The organism is Acetobacter ghanensis (assembly GCF_001499675.1).
Lineage (GTDB): Bacteria > Pseudomonadota > Alphaproteobacteria > Acetobacterales > Acetobacteraceae > Acetobacter > Acetobacter ghanensis.
Window position 1 is genome coordinate 304,777 of the sequence record NZ_LN609302.1, and the last position, 16,632, is coordinate 321,408.

16 protein-coding genes, 1 tRNA gene and 1 pseudogene (1 of these 18 only partly in view) are annotated in these 16,632 nt (G+C 58.8%); 8 read left to right on the top strand and 10 right to left on the bottom strand.

Going from position 1 to position 16,632, the window contains the following annotated elements:
• Positions 1-576, top strand: the 3' portion of a protein-coding gene (locus AGA_RS01455) for a TetR/AcrR family transcriptional regulator (RefSeq protein WP_231945889.1). It extends 27 nt beyond the left edge of the window; the window shows 576 of its 603 coding nt (coding positions 28-603); its start codon lies off the left edge, out of view; its stop codon occupies positions 574-576.
• 64 nt (positions 577-640) lie between these two features.
• On the opposite strand, the gene AGA_RS01460 is transcribed toward AGA_RS01455, so the two are convergent.
• From AGA_RS01460 to AGA_RS01485, 6 genes are all read right to left on the bottom strand, one after another.
• The gene (locus AGA_RS01460) at positions 641-1,567 is read right to left on the bottom strand and encodes an FAD-binding protein (RefSeq protein WP_059022686.1); all 927 of its coding nucleotides are present in this window, start codon (positions 1,565-1,567) and stop codon (positions 641-643) included.
• A gap of 2 nt (positions 1,568-1,569) precedes the next feature.
• Positions 1,570-2,319, bottom strand: a complete 750-nt coding sequence (locus tag AGA_RS01465) for an electron transfer flavoprotein subunit beta/FixA family protein (protein WP_059022687.1) — start codon at positions 2,317-2,319, stop codon at positions 1,570-1,572.
• 63 nt (positions 2,320-2,382) lie between these two features.
• Positions 2,383-4,020, bottom strand: a complete 1,638-nt coding sequence (locus tag AGA_RS01470; RefSeq protein WP_059022688.1) for an electron transfer flavoprotein-ubiquinone oxidoreductase — start codon at positions 4,018-4,020, stop codon at positions 2,383-2,385.
• Positions 4,021-4,134: 114 nt separating this feature from the next.
• Entirely contained in the window at positions 4,135-4,812 is a 678-nt protein-coding gene (locus AGA_RS01475; RefSeq protein ID WP_059022689.1) for a 2OG-Fe(II) oxygenase, read from the bottom strand.
• A 159-nt stretch (positions 4,813-4,971) separates the two neighbouring features.
• Positions 4,972-6,363 (bottom strand): oxygen-independent coproporphyrinogen III oxidase, encoded by a 1,392-nt coding sequence (hemN, locus tag AGA_RS01480; RefSeq protein ID WP_059022690.1) that lies wholly within the window; start codon positions 6,361-6,363, stop codon positions 4,972-4,974.
• 9 nt (positions 6,364-6,372) lie between these two features.
• A complete protein-coding gene (locus tag AGA_RS01485; RefSeq protein ID WP_059022691.1) occupies positions 6,373-7,197 on the bottom strand; it encodes an OmpW/AlkL family protein in 825 nt (274 codons plus the stop codon).
• 301 nt (positions 7,198-7,498) lie between these two features.
• Here AGA_RS01485 and AGA_RS01490 point away from each other — a divergent pair, with 301 nt between their 5' ends.
• Entirely contained in the window at positions 7,499-8,281 is a 783-nt protein-coding gene (locus AGA_RS01490; RefSeq protein WP_231945890.1) for a Crp/Fnr family transcriptional regulator, read from the top strand.
• Positions 8,282-8,352: 71 nt separating this feature from the next.
• Here AGA_RS01490 and AGA_RS01495 read toward each other — a convergent pair whose 3' ends face one another.
• Both AGA_RS01495 and AGA_RS01500 read right to left on the bottom strand, forming a co-directional pair.
• The gene (locus AGA_RS01495; RefSeq protein ID WP_059022692.1) at positions 8,353-9,927 is read right to left on the bottom strand and encodes a Do family serine endopeptidase; all 1,575 of its coding nucleotides are present in this window, start codon (positions 9,925-9,927) and stop codon (positions 8,353-8,355) included.
• Between the two features lie 150 nt (positions 9,928-10,077).
• On the bottom strand, positions 10,078-10,572 hold the full coding sequence (locus tag AGA_RS01500; protein ID WP_059024573.1) for a nucleoside deaminase: 495 nt from the start codon (positions 10,570-10,572) through the stop codon (positions 10,078-10,080).
• Between the two features lie 497 nt (positions 10,573-11,069).
• Here AGA_RS01500 and AGA_RS01505 point away from each other — a divergent pair, with 497 nt between their 5' ends.
• From AGA_RS01505 to AGA_RS01530, 6 genes and pseudogenes are all read left to right on the top strand, one after another.
• Positions 11,070-11,801: a gamma-glutamyl-gamma-aminobutyrate hydrolase family protein gene (locus AGA_RS01505; protein ID WP_059022693.1), complete on the top strand. Its 732-nt coding sequence runs from the start codon at positions 11,070-11,072 to the stop codon at positions 11,799-11,801.
• The gene (locus AGA_RS01510) at positions 11,798-12,565 is read left to right on the top strand and encodes a pseudouridine synthase (RefSeq protein WP_059022694.1); all 768 of its coding nucleotides are present in this window, start codon (positions 11,798-11,800) and stop codon (positions 12,563-12,565) included. The genes AGA_RS01505 and AGA_RS01510 overlap by 4 nt, the downstream gene beginning before the upstream one ends.
• Positions 12,565-13,151, top strand: a pseudogene (gene rsmD, locus AGA_RS01515) (16S rRNA (guanine(966)-N(2))-methyltransferase RsmD). Before AGA_RS01510 ends, rsmD begins: the two are co-directional and overlap by 1 nt.
• A gap of 105 nt (positions 13,152-13,256) precedes the next feature.
• Complete coding sequence (ssb, locus tag AGA_RS01520; RefSeq protein WP_059022695.1) at positions 13,257-13,826, top strand: single-stranded DNA-binding protein; 570 nt, start codon at positions 13,257-13,259, stop codon at positions 13,824-13,826.
• A 339-nt stretch (positions 13,827-14,165) separates the two neighbouring features.
• Positions 14,166-14,579: an RNA polymerase-binding protein DksA gene (gene dksA, locus AGA_RS01525; protein WP_059022696.1), complete on the top strand. Its 414-nt coding sequence runs from the start codon at positions 14,166-14,168 to the stop codon at positions 14,577-14,579.
• Positions 14,580-14,648: 69 nt separating this feature from the next.
• A tRNA-Thr gene (locus AGA_RS01530) sits at positions 14,649-14,723 on the top strand.
• Positions 14,724-14,904: 181 nt separating this feature from the next.
• Here AGA_RS01530 and AGA_RS01535 read toward each other — a convergent pair.
• Together AGA_RS01535 and tyrS are read right to left on the bottom strand one after the other, a co-directional pair.
• Positions 14,905-15,288, bottom strand: a complete 384-nt coding sequence (locus tag AGA_RS01535; protein ID WP_083503503.1) for a hypothetical protein — start codon at positions 15,286-15,288, stop codon at positions 14,905-14,907.
• A 29-nt stretch (positions 15,289-15,317) separates the two neighbouring features.
• Positions 15,318-16,580, bottom strand: a complete 1,263-nt coding sequence (gene tyrS / locus AGA_RS01540; RefSeq protein ID WP_059022698.1) for a tyrosine--tRNA ligase — start codon at positions 16,578-16,580, stop codon at positions 15,318-15,320.
• Positions 16,581-16,632: the final 52 nt, after the last annotated feature.

Below are 16,632 nucleotides of genomic sequence, written 5' to 3' on the forward strand. Positions count from 1 at the left end.
CAGATTCTGACTGGCGCCAGCGCGGTTTTTGCCGAGCATGGCTACGAGGGCGCAAGCATGTCCGCCATTGCGCGGCAGGCTGCCGTGTCCAAGGGAACGCTGTATAACTACTTTGCCAACAAGGCCGATCTGTTTGCCGCGTTTGTAGAGCAGTGCTGCCGAGAGAAGCTCCCTGTGGCTCTAGCCCCAGTGCGGGAGGATTCGCCCCCGCGGGAAATCCTGACCGCCGTGGCCCGCGCCATGGTGCGGCTGATTACGCAGCCCGATAGCCTGATGCTCTACCGGATTATTGTGTCCGAAGCGCCGCGCTTTCCACAACTTGGTGCAGTGTTCTGGGAGAATGGCCCCCGAGTCGCCATTGCGACACTGGCTAACTGGATACGGGAGCAGGAAGCCAATGGCACACTCAAAACGGACGACCCGGTCTTTGCGGCTGAACAGTTTTTTTCACTCTGCCAGACGCGCATCGCCCATCTCAGACGCTTCAACCTCAACCCCGAAAACAATACTGAGGAGGAAGACAAGGTTATTCATGCCGCTGTTCAGGTCTTTATGGCCGCTTACGGCACACAATAACCCCACAAAAAAGGCCCGTATGCCACAGGGCTTACGGGCCTTCTAACGCAGACGCTGGTATGACTTACTTCTTCAGTTCGTCCACCATCTGCGGCACGACTTCAAACAGATCGCCCACAATGCCGTAATCCGCCACCTGGAAGATGGGGGCTTCTGGGTCCTTGTTCACAGCCACAATCACGCGGCTGTCCTTCATGCCTGCCAGATGCTGGATTGCGCCGGAAATCCCGAACGCCATGTACAGTTCCGGCGCCACAATCTTGCCGGTCTGACCAACCTGCAATTCGTTGGGCACAAAACCGGAATCAACTGCTGCGCGGGAAGCACCAACAGCCGCACCAAGTGCGTCGGCCAGCGGGTCAAGCGCGTGGAATTTTTCCTCGCTACCCATGCCGCGCCCACCAGACACCACAACGCGGGCCGATTCCAGATCGGGACGAGCGGAGTCGGACAGCTGCACGGCCTCAAAACGGGACACGTCAGGGCTATCCACCGCTGCCACGGCCTCAACCGGGGCGCTGCCACCTTCGGCCGGTGCGGCATCAAAGGACGAGCTCCGCACGGTCAGCACTTTTTTGGCATCGGAAGAGCGGACCGTGGCCAGCGCGTTACCTGCATAAATCGGGCGAACAAAAGTCTGCGCGTCCACAATGCTCACCACATCGGGGATGGGCTGCACGTCCAGCAGGGCAGCCGCACGCGGCAGCACGTTTTTACCCGTGGCACCAGCAGCAGCCACAATGTGGTCGTAGCTGCCGGCAAGGGAGACCAGAAGTGCCGCCAGAGGCTCGGCCAGTTCATGCGCATAACGCGCATCTGCCGCATGAAGCACCTTGGACACGCCAGCAATCTGGCTTGCAGCCTGTGCCAGAGCAGCATCGCCGGTCACCAGCACATGTACATCACCCAGACGGGTAGCAGCGGTTACAGCAGAAAGGGCTGCCTTTCTGATCTGGCCGCCTTCATGATCCAGAAGAACAAGAGCGGTCATGTTCAGATCACCTTCGCTTCGTTACGCAGTTTTTCCACCAGCTCCGCAGCGGAGCCAACCTTGATACCGGCCTTGCGTTCCGCCGGTTCAGCAACGGAAACAACCGTCAGACGTGGAGCCATATCAACGCCCAGATCAGCAGCGGGAATGGTTTCCAGCGGCTTTTTCTTGGCCTTCATAATGTTCGGCAGGGAGGCGTAGCGCGGTTCGTTCAGACGCAGGTCAGCCGTTACAATAGCCGGCAGAGCCAGAGAGACCTGCTCCGTCCCGCCATCAATTTCACGGCTGACATTCACGCGACCATCAACCACTTCCACCTTGCTGGCAAAAGTGCCCTGACCCCAACCCAGCAAACCGGCCAGCATCTGGCCTGTTGCATTCATGTCGTCATCAATGGCCTGCTTACCCAGCACAACCAGAGAGGGGCCTTCTTTTTCGACCAGCTTTTTAAGCACTTTGGCAACGGCAAGCGGTTCGGGGCTTTCTTCCGTCAGCACCAGAATGGCCCGGTCAGCGCCCATGGCCATGGCGGTACGCAGGGTATCCTGCGCCTGCTGCACACCAATGGACACAACCACGACCTCGGAAGCAGCACCTTTTTCACGCAGGCGCACGGCTTCCTCAACCGCAATTTCGTCAAACGGGTTCATGGACATCTTGACGCCAGCGGTTTCCACTCCGCTGCCATCCGCCTTGACGCGCGGTTTGATGTTGTAATCAACAACCCGCTTTACAGGTACGAGTATCTTCATGACTTCTTTCGCTTGCAGACGCAGGATGGTTCGGACGACGCTTTATCGTACTTTGACCGAAATTCACATACCAGCCGGATAATTGGGTCCACCACCCCCTTCTGGCGTGGTCCAATCGATATTCTGGGTGGGGTCCTTGATATCGCATGTTTTGCAATGCACGCAGTTCTGGGCATTGATTTGCAGATGCGGCACGGTGTGCTCGTCCGCCACTTCATACACACCTGCCGGGCAGTAACGTGCCTCTGGTGCGCGGAACACATCCCAGTTGACCGTTTTCCACAGAGACGGATTTTTCAGCCGCAGGTGCACCGGCTGATCTTCCTCATGGTTGGTCGCGGACAGGAAGACGGAGGACAAACGGTCAAACGTCAGCTTGCCATCGGGCTTGGGATAAAACGGTTTTGCACACAGTTGGGCCGGGCGCAGGGTCTCGTTATCCTGATGCTCGAAATGCAACGTCCACGGTGCGCGCCCACGCAGCAGCATGGCATCCAGCCCCGCGTAAACGGCGCCCACTTTGGCCCCAAACCGGGCAAATGCCGGGCGAATGTTACGCGCCGTGCGCAGTTCCTGCCACAACCAGGAGCGCCGGACTTTTTCCGTAAAGGAACCGGGTTCGACCCGGTCGGTCTTCATGGCGTCCACAACGGCTTCTGCCGCCAGCATGCCCGACTTCATGGATGTATGCGTGCCCTTGATCTTGGGCACGTTCAAAAACCCTGCCGAATCCCCGATCAGCGCACCACCGGGGAAGGTCAGACGCGGGATGGACTGCAACCCGCCCTCGGACAGAGCACGCGCGCCGTAGGAAATACGACGCCCACCTTCCAGATGCTGGCGGAAAGCCGGATGCAGCTTGACGCGCTGCATTTCATCAAACGGAGAGAGCCATGTATTGGCGTAATCCAACCCGACAACAAAGCCGTAGGACACCAGGTTTTCGCCAAAATGGTAAAGCCATGCGCCGCCATACGTCTTGTCATCCAGCGGCCAGCCAAAGCTGTGCTGCACCAGACCGGGGCGATGGTTTTCGGCGGGAATTTCCCACACTTCCTTAATGCCAAGGCCATAGGTCTGCGGGTCCACACCCTTGCGCAGGTCGTAGTGGGCCATGACCTGTTTGGTCAGCGAACCACGGCACCCTTCTGCAAACAGCGTATAACGCCCGCGCAGTTCCATGCCCTGCTGGTAGTTGGGGCCGGGCTTGCCATCACGCCCCACACCCATGTCCCCCGTAGCCACACCCACCACGCGGTTGCGTTCGATCAGCACTTCGGAGCCAGCAAAACCGGGGTAGATTTCCACCCCCAGTTCCTCGGCCTGCACAGCCAACCAGCGGCAGACTTCGCCCAGACTGACAATATAGTTCCCGTGGTTGGCCATGTGCGGCATGACCTTGTCGAGCATAGGTACGCGGATGCTGCCTGTTTCGGTCAGGTAGAACATGTCTTCCGCCGTTACAGGCGTATCCAGCGGTGCACCGCGTTCGCGCCAGTCTGGCAGCAGTTCGGCCAGAGCGCGCGGTTCGATCACAGCGCCGGACACAATATGCGCCCCGATCTCGCTCCCTTTTTCAATCAGGCAGACACTGGTCTGTGGCGAAAGCTGGCGCAGGCGAATGGCGGCAGCCAGTCCGGCGGGACCACCGCCAACAATGACGACATCGAACTCCATCGACTCACGCACAGGTTCACTCATTCCCGTTTTATCCCCGTTGAAATTTCTGTAGCTTTCCTAAACCCGATTTGTCACAGAATTGCAAAAAACGGGCTCCCCGGCCCGTTTTGCGCCTTTTCCGCCAAACAGGAAAGGTCAGGAGCGGGCCATACGTGGCCCAAATGCCAGTTCGTGCACGGCACGCCAGTTCTTATCGACAAAATTCACGATCAGGGTCCGCCGCGTACCCCGGATCGGGCGCTGCACAAAACCGTGCCATGTCTTGTCTGATGGGATGAACAGCACCCCGGAATTGAATACGCCAGACGCCCGCGCAACAGATTCGCCCTGTGGCGTCATCAGATCCGTGCCCCATTGCCCCGCATCCTCTCCAGTGGAAAGGGAGATCAGCAATGTCAGCTTTTTGGCCCCGATATCGGTATGGGGTTCAAGCCAGAATCCATCCGTATCCAGACACAACTCCAGCCTGAGTGCGGCCTCATCCAGCGGGCTTTTGCACACGCTCTCGAATGTTTGGCGCATTGGTTCGGAATCCATCAACTGGGCCATACGGTCCAGCCGGGCATCCCTTGCACGGGCCGCCGGGTCCACAAAAACCCGGTAGGCATTACGCGTTTCCCGCCGTCCCCCAACATCTCCGGCAATGGCCGCATCGCCCGGATTCCATTCCAGCAAGGCCTCGCAGGCAGCGGGTTCCAGCACGTTATCCAGCATCCAGTGTGGGAACGGATATGTGGCCGCAGGAATATGGGCCAGCCTGTCCGGCAAAGAAAAATGACCGGCCTGACCGGGCAAAGGAGCATCAGGACGCATGATGTCCGATCCTTCCGCTTAAACAAAAGAGGGTCTTGGGAACCAGAGATGCTGGAGTTTTTCAGCATAGCCTCTGCGGCCCGGAAGCTTTTCTTCCATGCGCCAAAACAACAGGATGATCAAGTTGCATGGCAGAAATGCCAATTTTAACGATCTATTTTACAACGCGCCAGAAAAACGGGGGGTTGGTGTTTTTCCTGCACTTGCGGCAGCCAGTTCTTTTTTTCTGGTATCAAAAACGGCCGCAACATTCCGCAGGAACGGACGCCCTTTTTCCGTGACTGCAATGCGGCTTCCATCCCGTGTAATCAGCCCGTCACGCTCAAAGCGGTTCAGGCTGGCCAGTTCTTCCGCAAACCCATCTGGGCCGGGGTTACCGGGAATATAGTTCGCACTCAGGTCAACCGCCAGATCGCACATAATACGTTCGATAATGGCCCCACGGCACCGATCATCCGCCGTACAGGCCACACCGCGCATAACCGGCAACTCTGCCGAATCGGCCAGTGACCGCGCATAACTGGCAACAGTCGGAATATTCTGTGCGAACCCTGATGGTGTCATGGAAATGGCCGAAGCCCCCATCCCCAGCAGTACAGGGCAGGAATCGGTTGTGTAGCCTTGGAAATTCCGGTGAAGGGTGCCTGCGCGGGCCGCTTTGGCCAAGGCATCATCCGGTAAGGCGTAATGGTCCAACCCGATGGCCTGATAACCTTCTGCCTGCAAAACCGCATCAATCTGCGCACGCTGGGCCAGCCGCTCCGGTGAAGATGGCAAAGCCGCCTCGGGAATAAGTTTCTGGCGCTTCTGCTTCCATGGAATATGGGCATAACCAAACACGGCCAGCCGGTCTGGACGGAGCGAGGCAATCTGCCGTGCCGTCTCGCCCACGCTGTCTACCGTCTGGTAGGGCAAACCATAGATCAGGTCTATGTTCACACCCGTAACCCCGGCCGCACGCACCTGTTCGATACAGCTTTGGGTCTGCGCAAAGGACTGGTGGCGTCCGCAGGCTTCCTGCACCTTTTCGTCCAGATCCTGCACACCAAGGCTGATCCGGTTGAACCCCAAATCTCCCAACAAGGCGGGATAACCCTGCGGCACATGGCGCGGGTCCATCTCCATAGCCAGTTCGGCATGATCTGCAAAACGGAAGAACGTGCGAACCGCACGCATAAGCTGCCGCAGGGACGCAGCAGGAAGGGTGGTGGGGGTGCCACCGCCAAACTGAAGGTGATGCACCACGCGCTGCTCGCCCGTTAAGGCAACAACCCGGCGCATTTCCTCGCGCAGCAGGTCACCATAGGCAACGCGACCATCCTCATGCCGCATGACGGATGTTGTACACCCGCAAAACCGACAGAGTTCATCACAGAATGGAACATGAAAATAAAGAGAAACAGGCAGGTCTACTGGTAGCGTACGCAACCAGTTTTCCACATCCTGAGCCCCGACCGCCTCCGAAAAACTGGCGGCAGTCGGGTAACTGGTATAGCGCGGCAGGTTCCCGCCGTAGCGGGAAACCAGGTCAGAGACTGAATCCGCGCTCATCAGCTTAGATCAGAAGCGGTATGCAATACCGGCGGACACCACGGTGGGGTCCAGAGATTCGTGGGCGCTGACCTTAAGACTTTCCCCCTGGTTTTCGGCCCAAGCATGCATACGAACGAACATCTGCTTGACGTCAGCATTGAAGAACCAGTTGCCAACCAGCTGATAATCGAAACCAACGTTAACAGCCGGGCCACCGGTGAAGCCAGAGTTAAGCTTGGTCAGACCCAGCGGCTGCGTACGACCGCTCATGTTGTGGAACCACATAGCCGTCACACCCACACCCACGTAAGGGTTGAAGCGCTTGTGCGGACGGAAATGCCAAGCAAAAGTCAGGGTCGGAGGCAGCACCCAAGCGGAACCGACATCCGTTACTTCGCTATGCGTTACGCCAGCAAGCGCACCACCAACAGCATTCACACGGTGGTGGGTGCTGGTCGCAATCAGGTCAACAGACAGGTTGTCGGTGATGAAGTATTCAACCGTCAGTTCCGGCATGGCCTGGTTGGTGGTGGACAGGTGCGTGCCGTTCAGACGCGTGCCACTGCCGAACGCGCCACCAGCAACGTTCACACGGCTGTCACGATCCTGCGGCAGAACGCCAACGCCGGACAGACGGACCATGATGTCACCCTTGCCCAGACCGATTTTGGTGCTGGCACAGGTTTCAAAAATACCACAATGGCCAGAAGGCTTCTGCGCATCAGGAATGTGGTTCATGACCGGGGCATTAACGTAAGCAGCATTGGGGGTTGCTGTCTGCGCCTGTGCCGCACCGGTCAGGGCGGCCACACCAGCCACTGTGGCTGTCAGAAAGGAACGGAACTTGACCATTGTGATTTGTCTCTTCCACTGCACTGTAATTCTGTGCGGGAAAGACCATGCCCACGCCGATACAACCTTGATTTAGATCAAGACAGCGGCATACTGGCAAAAGATGTGTCAAACCTGTGTCATTTTGACCACAGGCGTTGCGCTGGACTTTCTTGCAGTTCTGTCCTGCAATTAAAATAATCCCACAGCATGATTGATTTATGTCAACAAAAGTTCAATGTTGCGGAGCGGCCAGTTACTGCTCCAACCGTTATAACAAACCGTAACCGGTTAATACTAAACGGTTTTTTGGATTTATCGCATGACATCTCCTTCCCGGACATCAGCTTTTGCGCCCCTTGGCGGTGTGGCTCACGCCTCCAAAGCGGATATGGATGTCATGCGTTGCCTTGTGTGTGACATCCGAAACAGAAGCCTATGCAACAGTATGGACGAGGAAGGACTGGCCGCCCTTGCCCACTCCTCCCGCCAATTACTCCTGCCGCCGGGAACCACAATTGTGGAGGAAGGGGAACCAGCCCTTGCCTTCTTCAATGTAACGCGCGGCACGGTCAAACTGTTCAAATCCCTCCCCGATGGGCGCAGGCAGATTACGGGCTTTGCCGATGCGGGCCAGTTTTTGGGGCTAAGCACGGCGCAGACCTACTCCTTTGGGGCGGAAACAGTAGATAACGTGCGCCTGTGCCGCTTTATGCGCCCACAGCTTGAGACTCTGCTGACCGACTACCCAAGCTTTGAACGCCGCCTGCTGGCCGCCGTGACCGACAAGCTGGCCGAAGCGCAGGAACAGATGCTGTTGCTGGGGCGCAAAACCGCACGGGAAAAGGTCGCCTCCTTCCTGCTAGACCGCATGAAGGCCTTCCATCAGACCGCAAACCGGCGGCAGGAAGCCGAGACTCTGGCCTCTGTTCCCATGACGCGGGTCGATATTGCCGATTATCTGGGCCTGACCATTGAAACCGTCAGCCGGACCATAAGCGCGTTCCGCCGCAGCCACCTGATTGCCAGCGCGGAAAACCACCGTATTCGTATTCTGTCTGTCCCGACCCTGACCAACATAGCCTCTGGGCAGAAGGCGGAATAACCCCATAGAAAAAGGGCCGACTCCACAGGAGCCAGCCCTTTAATTACTGCCGGATCACGAATTGAGGGGGATTAGTTATCCCCGTCGTCGTCATCCCCGCCTATACCGTTATCAGTCGGCACACCTGCGGTACTGCCATCGGGCGAAATCGCGATGAACAGGGACTGCCCTTCACGCAGAATACGCAGCAGAAGCGGCTTTTTGGCTGCCATGGCCGTCTTAACAAGCGCTACAGCCGCCTTGGGCGTATCCACCTGCTGGCTCCCCACGGACTGAATAACGTCTCCGGGGCGAATACCTGCCTGATCCGCAGGGGACCCGGCTTCAACATCGCTCACCACAACACCATGCACATCCTGCGACAGGCCAAGCTGCTGGCGCGTATCGCGGTTGAGGGGGGCCAGCGCAATGCCAAGGTGCTGCCCGCCAACGGCGCTGCTGGTTTTGCCCGCATCCCCCGTTGCACCGGCAAGGTTGCCAATCTTGGTTGTTACGGTCTGGGCCTTGCCCGCACGCACAAACCCGATGGTCACCTGTGTGCCCGGCGCCACGGCGGCCACACGCACGGCCAGATCATGCGGTGTGGTAATTTTCTGGCCATTAAAGTCGGTAATCACGTCTTCAGCCTTCAGGCCGGCTTTTTCGGCCGGGCTATCCTGACTGACGCTGGCCACCAGCGCACCGGCCGGCGGCGCACCCGCCACAGCTGGCGCTGGCAGGTTGAGCGCACTGGCCATAACGGGGGAAATAACCTGCGCGTTCACCCCAAGGTAGCCACGCACAACGTGGCCAGTCTTGCGCAACTGGTCCACAACGCTGCGCACCGTATCCGACGGAATAGCAAAGCCAATGCCAATGGACCCACCGCCCGATGGGGAGAGAATGGCGGTGTTTACACCCACCACCTTACCATCCTGCGTAAAGAGCGGACCGCCGGAGTTCCCACGGTTGATGGGAGCATCCACCTGAATGAAGTTGTCGTACGGACCTTCGTTGATGTCACGCCCACGGGCGGAAACAATACCCGCCGTTACCGTGCCGCCCAGCCCGTAGGGGTTGCCAACCGCAATGACCCATTCACCCGGCTGAACATCATCCGACTCGCCAAGTTCGATAAAGGGCAGCTTCTGCGTTGTGGTCACCTTGAGCAGGGCCAGATCTGTTTTGCCATCACGGCCAACCACCTTGGCCGGCAGGGTGGTACCGTCATCCAGCGTTACGGTCACTTTGGTCGCACCTTTAACCACGTGGTTGTTGGTGACGACATACCCATCGGCTGAAATGACAAAGCCCGACCCACGCGCCTCAATCAGCTGTTTGGAGGGCTGCGGCATCATCTGGAACGGGAAGGGGAACGGGAACGGCCCACCACCGCCCATGCTCATGTTCCCGCCTTCCATCGCGTCAGAGCGGATCATGGACGTAATGGAGACAACGGCCGGTTTGACCTGTTTGACCAGCTCCACAAAGTCCGGAATCCGCTGTGCGGGGCCACTGGGCTTGATCATGCTGGACGTATCTGCCCAGGACAGGGAGCCAGCCCATGGTCCGGCGGCCGAAACCAGTATGCAGCTAGCGAGCAGGGCCTTGGTCCAATTGCGGCGGCTGCCACGCTTGCAAACGTTTGTCACAGATTTTTCCGACATCACGATCTTGACTGTTCCTTGTTTTACCCAAGCAGGACACGTTTGGGGCGATCCCGGTTTGACCAGAACCCGCGCCACCTTACGCCCTGTAGGCTAACATGGTTTCTTTTCCAGAAAAAAAAGCCTTCAGGCAGGCTCTTACGCCCGCTTTTATGCAGGATCGGAACGTCCACCAGCCCGCAAGGTCTGGAAAAAGGTTTTAAGCAGGTCGCCAGCCTCCTGCTCCCGCACGCCACCGACAATATCAGGCCGGTGCAGCGCCTCAGCCCGGTAGGGCAGACGGGGGCCATGCTCCACGGCCCCTCCCTTGGGGTCATACGCGCCGAACACCAGCCGCCCGACCCGGAAATGGGCCATGGCCGCAGCACACATGGGGCACGGTTCGAGCGAGACAACCAAGGTGCAATCCGCCAGCCTGCGCCCCTGCCGCTGGCGCACGGCCTCGCGCATGACCAGCATTTCCGCATGGGCGGAAGGGTCCTGCAATTCCTCTACCCTGTTACCGGCCTGCGCCAGCACACTCCCTTGGGCATCCAGCAGCACGGCCCCGACCGGCACCTCGCCCCGCGTGGCGGCCATACGCGCCTGCTGCAGGGCCAGCACCATGCCTCCGCACCCCGGCCTGTGACCGTTATGCTCCGTCATGCCCACCGCCGTATCACAAAACATTTCAGCGCCATTGCGGCTGTTATCCTGTTTTTGAACACCTTAAAAAAACGAAAACATCATATTTTTCTTGCAATCCAAACTGCAACTTTGCCATGCTGCCCTAAAGCTGCCACGATCCGTTTTGCAACAAACTGTGATTAGGGTCGAAGGTTGGCTTACTGGTCCCACACTCTTGGCTGGAAAGGTCGGAACCATGCATTCTCTGTCTTTCATTCTAGCCGCGGCTGCAATGGGATTTGGTCTCGCTCTTGCAGACAGGCTTCCTGGCGAATCCGTAGCACCGAGTGCCATTCATATGGCCAGCAGCCACATGATACCGCATAACATCCCCTCGTTTCTGACCCGGTAAGCGGCTCTTTACACCGCTTTGGAACAGAACCAGACGGGAAATGGTGCAAACTCCCGACACCTGTGGCACCTGACACAGAAGAGTTCCAGTTTTCTGATGGCTTTTCGTGCAGGATCACAGGCTTATGGCAGCAGAACGCCCGGTTATTGGCATTACCCTTGATCTGGAAGATGGCGGGGCGGAGCGTTACTCCCGCTTTGCGTGGTATGCCCTGCGTGAAAATTATCTGAGTGCAGTTGCAACAGCAGGTGGCTTACCGGTGGCATTACCCCTGTTCCCACAACTTGGCCCGGAATACGTGGCCAAGCTGGATGGGCTGCTCATCACCGGTGGCGCGTTTGATATTGACCCCATGCTTTATGGCGCATCTGAACGCCACCCCAGCGTAACCCTGCGGCCCCGCCGCACGCGGGCGGAAAGCACTTTGCTGGCCGCCGCTCTGGAACGCGATATTCCCGTACTGGGCATATGTGGGGGAATGCAGCTTTTGGCCGTGGCCTTAGGCGGCACACTCATCCAGCATATCCCCGATACATACCCTAATGCCCTCCCCCATGAGCAGCCCAACCCGCGGGATGAGGCCAGCCATGCGGTGGACATTCAGCCCCATACCCTTCTGTCCCGCCTAACAGGTGGCGCCAGACGCATTGCCGTTAACTCCGCCCACCATCAGGCCGTAAATACCTGCGGGCGGGGGCGTGTGAATGCCATTGCGGAAGATGGCGTGATAGAAGGCATAGAAGACCCGGACCATCGTTTCTGCCTTGGGGTGCAATGGCACCCGGAATTTGGCATAGACCCGGCAGACAGAACTCTTTTCAAGGCCTTCATACAGGCATCAGGAGAACAGCCGTGACGCAGGAAGCGCGGGGAGAACGCATTGCAAAGTGGCTGGCACGGTCAGGGGTGGCCAGCCGGCGCGATGCAGAGCGCATGATTGAGGAAGGACGCGTAAGGCTGAACAGTCAGGCTGTTACGCACCCGGCAACCTTTGTCACCGATGGCGATATTGTTCTGGTGGATAACCAGCCGGTTTCTGCCCCCGAACGCACACGGCTGTGGCGCTACCACAAGCCGGACGGGCTGGTCACAACCCACAAGGACCCGGAAGGACGGCCAACCGTCTTTGCCTCCCTGCCAGAAGGTATGCCTCGCGTTATTAGCGTCGGGCGGCTTGACCTGAACAGCGAAGGACTTTTGCTGCTGACCAACGATGGAGAACTGGCCCGCACGCTGGAACTGCCCTCCAACGGCTGGCTGCGCCGCTACCGTGTGCGCGTGTTTGGCGTGGTGGACGAGGCCCGTCTGGCCTCCCTCGCCCACGGCTGTGTGCTGGACGGTGTGCGTTATGGGCCCATTACGGCCACTCTCGATTCGCGCAAGGGGGACAATGCGTGGCTCACAGTTTCCCTCAAGGAAGGTAAGAACCGCGAAGTGCGTAAGGTTATGGCGGGACTGAACCTGCATGTTAGCCGCCTGATCCGCACCAGCTACGGCCCCTTCCTTCTGGGCACACTGCAAAAGGGTGAACTGGAAGAAATTCCTCCCCGTGTGCTGCGGGACCAGTTGCCCAAAACGCCAGAAAAAGCCGCCAACACACCGCGCCGTCAGGCCCGCTAATGGTGCGTATTATTGCGGGGGAGCGCAAAGGCCGGGTGCTGGCCACCCCCACCGGTAGCGCCACACGCCCCACGGCGGACCGTGTTCGGCAAGCCCTGTTTGACGTACTGGCCCATGCTCCGTGGGGTGGCCCGGCCTTGCTGGACGGGGCGCATGTGCTGGACGCCTTTGCCGGCACCGGCGCACTGGGGCTGGAGGCCCTCTCCCGCGGGGGGCGGCAGGCTGTTTTTTTGAAACGGACCGCTCCGCCCTTGCCGCGCTGCGCACCAACATTCACGCCTGCGGGTGGGGTGAGCGTTGCACGGTGTACCCGCGTGATGTCACCAACCCACCAGCCGCCCGCGCTACCCCGGCGTCTCTGCTGTTTCTGGACCCGCCATACCATAAAGGCCTGCCTACCAAAGCACTGGCGGCCCTGAAGGCAAAAGGCTGGATCGCCCCCAACGCCGTGGCCATTATTGAGACAGGGCGGGACGAACCCCTGCCCTTTACGGATGAAGCGGAAGATGCCCCCCCTTGCGCGCATGACCTTCTGGCTGAACGCCAGCACGGTGCCGCACGCCTGTCCATCTGGCGGCTGGCATAAAACCAGAGGCAAGAGTCCTTGATTATATGGTGACCGCGGCCCCCGTGCTGCGCTACACAGACCAGAACAAAACGAACTCACAGGTTAAAGAAGGCAAAAAGAACTATGGCTGGAAGCGTTAACAAAGTCATTCTGGTCGGCAATCTGGGCAAAGACCCGGAAGTCCGCTCCAGCCAGAGCGGCCAGAAGATTGTGTCCTTCTCTCTCGCCACCAGTGACACATGGAACGACCGCGCATCGGGCGAGCGACGCGAACGGACGGAATGGCACCGGGTTGTCATTTTTAACGACCGTCTGGCCGATGTGGCCGAACGCTTCCTGCGCAAGGGCCGCAAGGTTTACCTTGAAGGCGCACTGCAAACCCGCAAATGGACCGATCAGGGCGGGCAGGAACGCTACACGACCGAAGTGATTGTGGACCGCTTCCGTGGGGAGCTGGTTCTGCTGGACAGCCGTAATGGCGGCGAAGGCGAAGGTGGCGGCGGTTTTGGTGGTGGCAATGGTGGCAGCAGCTACGGCGGCTACAACACCAGCGGTGGCAATGCAGATTACGGCAATGGCGGTGGTGGTGGCGCATCCTCCCGCCTGCCAGCCCCGCAGCGTGGTAGCGGTGCACCGTCCGGCGGGTGGGACGCATCGGGCAGTGGCGATCTGGACGACGAAATTCCGTTCTAAGCGCTCATCCCTATCAGCCAAGACCACAAGGGGCCGTTGCCATACGGCCCCTTTTTTGCAAGCATCGCCTCTGGTCCGCACACACGGAACCCCAAGCAAAACGCTGGGACTTGTCACGCATCCGGGGCTGTTCGAATTTTATTAAAATTTCAATAATCCGATCATTTCTATTTATTACTTTTTCCAAATATCAGTTTTTCTTGATCTTATTGACCGATAATTTCTGCTTTTCTTCGCTTGGTTGTGCATAAAATTCTTGGCGCACGGGCATGATGCCGCTATAAGCCGCGTCATTCTTTCAAGGCAGGCTTCCTGTCATTGCAAAGGCTGACGACTGACATGATTACTTTACCGCCTGATTATCGCCCGTCAGAAGATGAAGAGTTCATGAATCCTCTTCAGACGGAATATTTCCGGCAGAAACTGCTCAAATGGCGCGCTGATCTTTTGAAAGAGGCGGGGGATACCCTGGCCAGCCTTTCCGAAGGCGGCATTCATGAAGCCGATATTACGGACCGTGCAAGCGTGGAGACTGACCGCGCGCTTGAACTGCGTACCCGTGACCGCGCCCGCAAGCTGATTGGCAAGATCAACCTCGCCCTTCAGCGGATTGAAAACGGCAGCTACGGCTACTGCGAGGAAACGGGAGAGCCCATCGGTCTCAAACGTCTGGAAGCCCGGCCCATTGCAACCTTGTCTATTGAGGCGCAGGAACAGCACGAGCGTATGGAAAAAACGCATCGGGACGATTAATTTTCGTCTTTTTTTGTTCCCCCCACTCTTGCGGTGATCGGCCCAAACGGCTAGAACCCCGCAAGCAGTGCTGCTGTAGCTCAGTGGTAGAGCACTCCCTTGGTAAGGGAGAGGTCGACAGTTCAATCCTGTCCAGCAGCACCAGCAACTCCCCTTTTGGATAAAATCCTCTACTCCGCTTTATTTCTGCTCCCTGCTAGGGGAACGGAAACAGCAAGCTATGCGCCTTTCCGGGCCATGGGAGCCTTATGCCCCCACCCCATACACCGCATATAAAAAAGGCCCCGCACAATGACGGGGCCTTTTGCAAATAGACGGAAGTCCGTTAGCCGCGTGGGCCACCTCTGCCCCCGCCACCACCCGGACCACCCCCGCCGGGGCCGCCACCATGGCCACCACCACCAGCAGGACCGCCGCCGTGTCCACCGGGACCGCCAGGCGAACCACCGCCCGGCCTGCCACCACCACTGGGGCGTCCACCGCCGCCGCCACCGGGCCGACCGGGACCCATGCCGGGCCTGCCCATGGGGCGAGGGCCGGAGCGATACCAACCACCACCACCGCCATACCCATAATAATCGTCATAGCGCAGGCCTGGGCCTGCATACCCGTATGGGTAATACGGGCGCGGCCCCGGACCGGGCCCAACACACCCAGCCAGAGTTGTGAGGGAAGCCAGCGCAGCCAGACTGCACACAAGACGTTTCATACCTATGGTCTCCTGCTGGTACCCTGCCGTCAGGAAGCGACCTTCACCAGCACATGATGTTTTTTGCCAGCAGAGAGCCTGATGGCACCGTCCACACTATCTTGTTCCACAATCAGGCGATTTTCATCCTGTATCACGGCATTGTTGAGGCGTGCGCCGCCGCCACGCACCAAACGCCGGGCCTCGCCATTGGTTTTGGCGAGGCCAGCCTCCACCAGCAGGCGGAAAACGGGAATCCCTTCCGCCAGCGCAGGCTGGGCCACCTCATGCACCGGCAGGTCAGCAGCGGTTACCCGCCCTTCCTCAAACGTCTGGCGGGCTGCCTCGGCGGCGGCAAGCGCGGCCTTGCGCCCGTGGCATAGGGCTGTGGCCTCGGTCGCCAGCACTTTTTTGGCTTCGTTAATTTCAGCACCCTGTAGGCTTTCCAGCCGGGCACATTCCTCCAGCGGCAGGTCCGTAAACAACCGCAGGAAGCGTCCAACATCCGCATCCTCCGTGTTGCGCCAGAACTGCCAGTAATCAAACACCGGCAAGCGCTTTTCGGACAGCCACACAGCACCACTGGCGGTCTTGCCCATTTTTGCCCCGGAGGCGGTTGTCAGCAGCGGTGTGGTCAGGCCCATAACGGTTTTCTGGTCCGTCCTGCGTACCAGCTCCACGCCTGAGACAATATTGCCCCACTGGTCAGACCCACCCAGTTGCAGCACCAGTCCATATTTACGGCTGAGTTCACGGAAGTCGTAGGACTGGAGGATAGAGTAATTGAACTCCAGAAAAGTCAGCCCCTGCTCCCGTTCCAGACGATTCTTGACGGAGTCGAAGGAGAGCATACGGTTGATGGAAAAATGCACCCCAACATCGCGCAGCAGGTCAATATAGGCCAGCTTGTCCAGCCAGTCGGCATTATTGACCAGCAGGGCATCGGACGCCTCCGTACCAAAGGTGAGGAACTGACGCAGGCAGCCCTCTATTCCGGCCAGATTGGTCTTAATAATGTCATCCGTCATCAGACGGCGGGCTTCCTCGCGGAAGGAGGGGTCACCAATGCGGGCTGTGCCGCCGCCAACAAGGGCGATCGGGCGGTGGCCATGCTTTTGCAGCAGGCGCAACATCATAATCTGGATCAGCCCGCCCACATGCAGGCTGTCTGCCGTGGGGTCAAAGCCGATATAAGCCGAGATGGACTCCCGTTCCATAAGTGCGTCCAGTGCCTGTGCATCCGTGCACTGGAAAATGAAACCGCGTGCCGCGGCCTCGCGCATGAAAGAACTCCGAAATCCGCTCTCGACCATTTTCCTGTCCCTATCCTCGGCCCGCAGCAGGCGGGCAGAACCTAAGGCACAC